9 protein-coding genes are annotated in these 7,762 nt (G+C 71.8%); all 9 read left to right on the top strand.

Annotated elements, in window-relative coordinates; all coding sequences use genetic code 11:
* Window positions 1–215 precede the first annotated feature (215 nt).
* The 9 genes from ACZ60T_RS33945 (at window position 216) to ACZ60T_RS33905 (ending at window position 7,310) form a co-directional block, all read left to right on the top strand.
* The gene (locus ACZ60T_RS33945) at window positions 216–1,505 is read left to right on the top strand and encodes a hypothetical protein (RefSeq protein ID WP_469669478.1); all 1,290 of its coding nucleotides are present in this window, start codon (window positions 216–218) and stop codon (window positions 1,503–1,505) included.
* Window positions 1,506–1,912: 407 nt separating this feature from the next.
* Window positions 1,913–2,119, top strand: coding sequence for a hypothetical protein (locus ACZ60T_RS33940; RefSeq protein ID WP_469669477.1), 207 nt, complete (start codon window positions 1,913–1,915; stop codon window positions 2,117–2,119).
* A 542-nt stretch (window positions 2,120–2,661) separates the two neighbouring features.
* A complete protein-coding gene (locus ACZ60T_RS33935; protein WP_432159125.1) occupies window positions 2,662–2,874 on the top strand; it encodes a hypothetical protein in 213 nt (70 codons plus the stop codon).
* Window positions 2,875–3,094: 220 nt separating this feature from the next.
* Complete coding sequence (locus tag ACZ60T_RS33930; RefSeq protein WP_469669476.1) at window positions 3,095–5,080, top strand: MarR family transcriptional regulator; 1,986 nt, start codon at window positions 3,095–3,097, stop codon at window positions 5,078–5,080.
* Window positions 5,077–5,409: a hypothetical protein gene (locus ACZ60T_RS33925; RefSeq protein ID WP_469669475.1), complete on the top strand. Its 333-nt coding sequence runs from the start codon at window positions 5,077–5,079 to the stop codon at window positions 5,407–5,409. The genes ACZ60T_RS33930 and ACZ60T_RS33925 overlap by 4 nt, the downstream gene beginning before the upstream one ends.
* A gap of 2 nt (window positions 5,410–5,411) precedes the next feature.
* Entirely contained in the window at window positions 5,412–6,491 is a 1,080-nt protein-coding gene (locus ACZ60T_RS33920; protein WP_469669474.1) for a hypothetical protein, read from the top strand.
* The gene (locus tag ACZ60T_RS33915) at window positions 6,488–6,691 is read left to right on the top strand and encodes a hypothetical protein (RefSeq protein WP_469669473.1); all 204 of its coding nucleotides are present in this window, start codon (window positions 6,488–6,490) and stop codon (window positions 6,689–6,691) included. Before ACZ60T_RS33920 ends, ACZ60T_RS33915 begins: the two co-directional genes overlap by 4 nt.
* Before the next feature lie 61 nt (window positions 6,692–6,752).
* A complete protein-coding gene (locus ACZ60T_RS33910; protein ID WP_469669472.1) occupies window positions 6,753–7,001 on the top strand; it encodes a hypothetical protein in 249 nt (82 codons plus the stop codon).
* Window positions 7,002–7,025: 24 nt separating this feature from the next.
* Window positions 7,026–7,310 (top strand): hypothetical protein, encoded by a 285-nt coding sequence (locus tag ACZ60T_RS33905; RefSeq protein ID WP_469669471.1) that lies wholly within the window; start codon window positions 7,026–7,028, stop codon window positions 7,308–7,310.
* Window positions 7,311–7,762: the final 452 nt, after the last annotated feature.

The following is a 7,762-nucleotide window of genomic DNA, read 5'->3' as shown; positions in this document are numbered from 1 at the left end:
CAAAGCGGGCAATTGCCCGCAACGCTGAAACCACCACAAAGGGTGCGGGGCAGTCCCGGCCCGAGCAAAAAACGGACGCGGGCTTTAGTAGTAAGGGAAAATCTCCGTCCGCCGCAGGTCAGAGCGCTGCTGCGGAAGCTCCGGCACCAAAAAACGGACAGCCGAAAGCGGACCCGCGAGACGAGCGGTACGCGCGGCGCGACCGGCACCAGGCCGTGGCGCTCGGGGAAGCCTTCCGCGCGTGCGGGAACCGGCTCACCGGCAAGGCGGCCACGCTGATGGCCGCGACCGGCGAGGCGGCCATCACGGGCGTCTGCCGCTGCAACAACGTCCACCTGTGCGCCTGGTGCGGGACGCGCATCCTCGCGGTGCGGGCCTCGAACGCCCAGCTCATGGCGGACGGCCTCGCGGCGGCCGGGTACGGCCTGCACCTGGGCACGTCCACCCTCCGGCACTTCGAGCGGATGGCGTTCGGCTCGAACCGCAAGGGCGAGCGCTTCGGCCTCGTCAGCGTCCTGCACGACGGCTGGCGCGGGGCGTACGGGTCCGCCGGGCGGCCGTGGCGGCGGCTCAAGGCCGAGTTCGGCGTGATCGGCTACGAGCGGGCCTATGAGGACACGTGGGGCCCGGACACGGGCTTTCACCTGCACTGGCACACGCTGTGGGTCACGGCCGCGCCGCTCGACGAGGACGGGCAGTTGGAGTTCCGCCGGGCCATCGCCACGGCGTGGGCGGACGGCGTGCGCAACGCGGGCGGCTACGAGGTGAGCCAGACCTGTGACCGGCCGGATTGCTCGTGCGGTGGCGAGGGGCACGGCACCGACCTGCGGTCGCTCAACTCCGGTGAGGAGGGCGAGACGGCCCGCTACCTGTACAAGGACGGCGACAAGGGCACGGCCAAGATCGGGCTGGAGCTGTCCCGGCAGGACCTCAAGGACGGCCGCCGGTTCGGCCGCCTTGGGCCGTGGCAGCTCGGTGACGCGGCTGCGGACGAGCTGGCGGCGTCCGGCGGGGTGCCGGGCATCTTCACCGAGAAGTACCGCGAGCGTGAGCGCGGGATCTTCGGCGTGCGGAAGCAGTACCGCACGCAGGGGCTCAACGCCCTGGTGAAGTTGCTGGAGATCCCGCAGGACGAGCGGACCGAGGACGAGATCACCGACGAGTCCGGCGGCCTGGTGCCGATCCTGGTCATCCCGTCCGGCACCTGGTACCGGCACATCGCCCGCGTGCCGGGCCGCCGCCTCGACCTCGTGAAGGTCGCGGAGGCGCACGGCGTTGGCGGCGTCCGGTTGCTGATCGAGTCGTGGGGCCTGCGGTGGGGCATCGACGTCTTCGACCCGCCGACCGAGGACGACGGCCAGGACGACGAAGCCACCCAGGCCGGGGAGGACGAAGCCGCGGTGAAGGCCGCCGCCAAGGTCGCCGCGCTGCTCGAACGACCGGCCGCCCGGACCTTCGCGGAGCACGTGCACCGTGCCCGCCGCCGACAGGTGGCCGACGCGTAACTGACCCCCAGTAAGCACTAACTCGCTGTCGGCTCCTGCCGACCCAGAACGCCCCGCCTGCCATCGGCCGGCGGGGCGTTCGGCCGTCCCCGGCCGGGCGGTTGCCGTCCCCGGCCGGGCGGTTACTGACGTCAGTAACCCACAACTCGCTGCCGTCATCTGCGCAGGAAAACCACGCTGTGGGTTGCCTGCGGCGGAGCGGTTCCGGCGCTGGTCAGATGGCGCGGGCGCGAAGTGCAAGAGGTGTGCCCGTGTTGATCTTGCTGGAATGCATGAGGTGTGGGCGTAACGATCTTGTTCGGGTCCGGCTCGTTGGGAATGCCTGGGTGTGTTCTGTAGCGGGGTATGTACTGCGGTCGGCGGGCCATCGGCCCGTGATGCATAGGTGTGCGGGATTGGGAGGGCGAGTGAGTCAGCGCAAGGAGTGGCGGTCTCCGGGCTGGAGGCGGTTCTACCGGGGGACGTTGGTGGCGAGCGGCTTGCTGCTCCCTGGCTTGGCCGTGCGCGTGGCCGTGGGCGACTGGGAGCCGTGGCCGAAGGTGGGCTTCTGCGCGGTGCTCGCCCTGTGCTGGGCCTACCAGCTCCGGTTGCTGCCGCAGCTCTGGCGCGTGTGACGGCGGTCGGACTCGTGGTCCTGGTCGTCGTCGTGGTCCTGGTCGACGCGCAGCATTTGCACGGCGGGGCGGTGGCCGCCGACGGCGGGTGAGTTCGGCCGGCCTTTCGCGCTCGCGCTCGCAAGGCGGGGGTCAGCGGGAGTTCCCTCCGGTCGGGCGGCACTCACGGTGGGCCGTGCGGGCGTGCGGGGGCGGCGGAGCTTGCGGAGCTGCCCCCGTGCGGTCGTGCGGCAGGGTGCGGAGGGTCGTCCCGGCCGGAGGGAACTCCCGCTCCCCGCCGACCCACCCACGGACCCGCAGACACCGGTGGTGCCCCCACCCCCTCTGGGAGCGGTGGCCCCCCGGAGGGCCGCCGGAGGCGCAGTAACCGGCAGGCGACCGCCAAGAGCGGCCACAGACGGCGCTCTGAGCCGCTGTCAGGGTCCGGGCGGACTCTCGGGCTTGGCGGAGCGCGTACGGCCCGCAGACGGCCGTACAGCGATTCTTGATCAGATCCGCGCGGCAGGCTTGACTCAGCGCGGTAGTGTTGCATACTGGAACGCATGAAGGACGAAGCGGCCGAGAGGGCCGAAGCAGACCGCGCGTTGGACGCCCCCGGCGCCCGACGCATCGCCGCCAAGAACGAGCTGCGGAAGGCGGACGAGGCCCTCAAGCCGATCGTCTTCCGGGCCGTGAAGGCAGGCGTTCCGATCCGGGCCATCGCCAAGAAGACCGGGCTCGCCACGACCACGGTTCTGCTGTGGGGCAAGGAGTGATCCGGACCCCGGAAACCGACCCCGCCTCGCGCGCGTACGCGTAGGGCCCCCCTCCCCTCAACCGAGGGAAACCGGAAACCCGCAGGTCATGCGCGGTTTCCACCCGGAAACCGGCGGTTGCGGTTTCCGGCAGGCATCAACCCCCGCAAATCAGGCGGGCCGGACCCCGCTGTGAACGGAAGATCCGGCCCTCATCCACGATCACCTCGGAGGGAATCTCGTGGACTTGGCAGCAGCATGGAGCAAGATCGGCACGAGCACCAAAACCGCCCGCGAGTTTTCGGCGGAGCGGATCAACAACGCGACGGAAGCGGTCGGGCGTGAGCTTGACCTGATCGCCCCGGCGTTCGTTCCGTTCGCGGCCCGCTGGGACGCGGAGAGCGACCGGCGTCGCCAGCTCCGGACCCCGGAGCACCTGAAGGACCTGATCAAGGCTCAGCGCGAGTACAACGCCGCGCGGTCGGTCGAGCGGCAGGCGTCGGCTCAGCGCAAGGTCGCCCGCAAGGAGAGCAAGAACCCGCTGGGGTCGGCCCGCCGGGCGGCGCGGACGGCGGACAAGGCCGCGCGGACGCACCGGCAGGCGGCCAAGGGTGACCTGAAGGCGGCGCGACAGAACTACCCGATGACGCTGAAGTCGCTGGCCGTGCGGGCGCACTCGGCGCACGTCGCCCTCGCCGGGGTCGGTACGTACGCGTACAGCACCGCGCACGACTGGACGACGTGGCCGGGCATCACGTCGGCCGCGCTCATCGGCCTGCACGTCGGCGGGCTCGCGCTCGGGCACCGGAAGCCTGCGGTCGTCGTGGACGACGAGGCCAGCGCCGAAGAGCGCCAGCTCATGGAGCGGCTGCACCCGACGTTCTGGGTCGAGCACGCCCCGGACCGTGGGCTGTCCGGCACGGTGACCACTCCCCCGGCCCTCGACCCGGGCGGCATCCGGTGTGAGGTCCGCCTCGACGGCACGTGGACGGTCAAGACGCTGTCCGACAAGGCCGACTCGATCCGGGCCCTGCTCGGTGCCCGTACGGCGCTGCGGATGCGGATCACGTCCGCCTCGCGCGGCGGCTGGGCTGTCCTGACGCTGGCCACGCGGTCGGCGGCGGCGAACGTGTCGTCGCTGTGGACGCCGGGGCGCATCCCGGCGGACCCGCTGATGATGAGCCTGGGTCTGGACACCGAGACCGGCGATGAGGTCCTGGTCCCGTTCGACGAGCGGCTGTTGGTGTCCGGCGCGTCCGGCACCGGCAAGTCGTGGTCGTTCCGCCCGATGATGGCGACCGCCCACCTGCGCGGTGACCTGCTGCTCATCGACGGCAAGGGGGAAGAGGCCAACATCTGGGAGGCCGTGTGCCGGGTGGCGGTCGAGACGGACGAGATTGAGCAGGCGATCCGCGACGCGCACGCGGAGATGACCCGCCGCAAGCGGGAGATGAAGCGGCGCGGGATCTCGGTCTGGGACGGTCGCCAGCTCACGGTGACGATCGATGAGGGCCAGGTGGTCCTCGCGCAGATCATCCGCGACAAGGAGCTGATGCAGCAGCTCATCGAGCTGTCGTCGCTGGGTCGGTCGCGCGGTGTCGTCCTGTGGTGGGCGACGCAGTACCCGCTCACGGACGGGTCCGCCCCGGGCGTGCACAAGCTCATCGCGCCCAACCTCCTCACGCGGTTCTCGCTGCGGGTGGCCGGTACGACTCAGGCTCAGGTCGCCCTGGACGACTGCGCGCACTACGCGCCGCACCAGATCCCGGAGGGCCGCGAGTACCGAGGGCACGGCTACCTCAAGGGCTACGGGCCGCGCCTGCTGCGGACGTGGACGCTGGACGACGACGGGGTGCGGGACCTGCCCAAGTCGCTCTGGTACGGCTCCGGGTCGGCTCCGGCACCGACCGCGCCGGAAGCGCCGGCCGAACGCCCGGCCCTGCGCCTGGTGAAGGCCGAGGGCGACTTCCTGCTTGCGCCGCCCGCCCCGGCCGCGCCCGCGGCTGCGGTTCCGGCGCAGCGGACCGAGGCGGAGGCCGCCGTGCTCGACGCGGTCCGTGCGGCCGGTGGTCCGGTCCGGCAGAAGGACGTGGTGGACGCCTCCGGCCTGTCCAAGGGCGCGGTCTCCAAGACCGTGACGCGCCTGGTCAAGGCCGGGGACCTGGTCCGCGCCGACGACGGCTCGCTGACGCTCGGCACCAACGAGGCCGGGGAGGTGTCGGCATGAGCGCCAACATCACCCAGGCCGTGGCCGACGCCAAGCAGGCGGAGGACCAGGCCGCGCAGTTCGCGCAGATCCTCGCCGTGGTCCAGGCCGTGCAGGCCGCGAACCAGGCGACCGCCCCGGCCCCGGCCGCGCACGGCGCGTGCAGCTGCTCGCACGGAAAGGCCGGCGGTTGGTCCGCCGGGAAGACCGTGGCCGTGGTCGGTGGCGGCGCCGCGTGCGTCTGCGTCCTGACCGGGATGTTCCTCGCCATCGCCCTGGTCGGGCTGGCGTTCATCATCGGCGGGCCGATCGGCTTCCTGCTCATGCGCGAGATCCGGAAGGGGAAGTGACCATGGAGAAGCTGAAGAAGCTGGCGGGCCTCGATCTCTTCCTCGTGGTCGAGCTGGTGGTGACCGCCGGGGCGTTGAGCGTGGTCGTGGCAACCGTCGCCCCGAACGTCGGTGCGCTGATGGGCCTGACCGGCACGTTCGGCCTGATCGTCGGCGGGTTCGTCGCGGTCCTGCTCGACATGGTGTGGGTCGGCGCGATGCGCTCCGTCGACGTCGGCATCAAGGCCCGCCGCTGGGTCACGGTCGGGCTGATGGGCGGGTTGTCCGTCGTCGCGGCCGGGGGATCGGTCGTCCTGATGAACGTCCTCGGTCACGCCTCGGTGCTGTCGTTCCTGCCGGGTCTGGCGCTCGCTGTGACGGCGGTCCGCGTGGTCCACGCGAACACCTCGGTCAGCCCCGAGACGGCCGAGGACATCGCTCAGGAGCGGGCGGCCGAGGTCAACGCCGACGCCGCGTCCCGGTCCGCGATCCGCCTCGACACGGCCCGCCGCGAGCGCGAGGCGGCCGAGGAAGTCGCGGCGGCTGCCGCCGAGTCCAACCGGCTCCTGGCGCTCGCCGAGGAAGCGGTGCGGCAGAAGACCACCCAGAACGCCCGGTACGCGGAGCTGAACCGCCGGGTCCGTGAGTCCGAGGCCAAGCACGGCAACGCCGAGGCCGCGTTCCACGAGTGGGTGGCCAGCGTGCCCCTGTCGGTCCGCCTGACACCCCCGCAGGTCGGCCCGGTCGAGCCCGTCACGGCGTCTGTGACGGCCGCCGAGGACGGCGAGGACCCGTTCAACCTCCGGGAGCTGGAAGCCGCGTCAGACGGCCCGCTGTCAACGTGGACACCGCAGGTCAGCGCCGCGACCGCTTCGACACCGCCCATGGTCCACGCCGACGTTGACGCCTCCGGGAGGCTGTCAACCGAGGACGCCAACCGCGTGATTGAGGAGTGCTGGCGGGCCGGTCTCAGCACCCGCGAGGCGGCCGGTCCGGCGACCCGGTCACACGAGACCGTCAACCGCCGGTACAAGGCCCTCGAGATCCAGCACGGGCCTCAGCCGGTCAAGGGCCAGATGGAGATCGGCGGCGAGGCCGCGTGATCGCCCTCGCCTACCTCGCCACCGTGGTGGTCAGCATCGTGGTCCTGGCGGTGGCCCTGCGCCGCCGCCCGGCCCCGGACCCCGCGCCGGTCCCCCCGGTACCCGGCCCGGCCGCCGCGCCGTTGGTCACCGAGGCGGAGGTTCGGCTGATCCTCGCCGCCGCCGCCCAGCTCGCCACCAAGCTGACTCCCGCTGCCTGACCGACCACCCACGCCGGGGCGCCTGCCGAACGGCCGGCGCCCCGGCAACCCGGAGGACACCATGACCGACACCGGCATCCCGACCGGCCCCATCGACCGCGAACCGCTCGACTACCCGGCGCCCGGCGGCTACCCGGACACCGCCAAGAAGGCCGAGATCCTCACGGACGTGTTCCGCGCGGCCGGGGTCGAGCTGGGGGCGTACGACGACCGGATCGCCGCCTGGCTCGCGCAGACCGCCGACTGGTCCACGTTCGCGGTCATCACGAGCTGGGTGCAGCGCGCGGCCGGGACGGAGACCGGCCGATGATCCGCGACGCCGTGACCTGCGACCGTGACGACTGCATGGCGCTCTCCCTCGAACGCGACGACAACGGAGTTCGAGGACGACATCGAGGCCCGCGGCTGGGTCTCCCGCCCGGCGGTCCTGGCCGTGCCCGGCCGCGACGACACCGAAGTCGTCGGCCACACCTGCCCGGCCTGCGCCGCCGGACACGGCCCCGTACTGGAGTTGGGCGAGTGCCCGACCTGCACCGGCCGGACCGTGGACCTGCCGGGCGGCTCGACCTGCCACTACTGCGGGACCGTGACCCCGTACCCGCCTGACGACCTGGGCTGATCCCCAACGCCGAAGCCCCGCCGGCCTTTTGGTCGGCGGGGCTTCTTGCTGCCCGTCAAGTCACACTCGTCACACGAAAACCGCGCGGCAGCGTTGCATACTGGAACGCTCTGCGGCATGATCGTGCCCCACCAAAAGCACAAGCCCCGGACGGGCATCCGGGGCCTGTCGCTCCCATCTCGCGCCGGTTCACACGGCGAGACAGGAACAGTGCTGTGACGAGCGTACAGAGCGCCGGGGACGCGCCACCAGCGCGCGGACCCCGCTGCAACGGCCCTGGCTGTGGCAAGCCGATCTTGCACATCCCCGGCAAGGGCCGTCCCAAGGTCTACTGTTCGGACGCCTGCCGTAAGCGGGCAAAGCGGGCAATTGCCCGCAACGCTGAAACCACCACAAAGGGTGCGGGGCAGTCCCGGCCCGAGCAAAAAACGGACGCGGGCTTTAGTAGTAAG

It is taken from the genome of Streptomyces sp. NPDC104371 (assembly GCF_055583785.1).
This window is presented reverse-complemented; position numbering and strand designations above follow the sequence as displayed.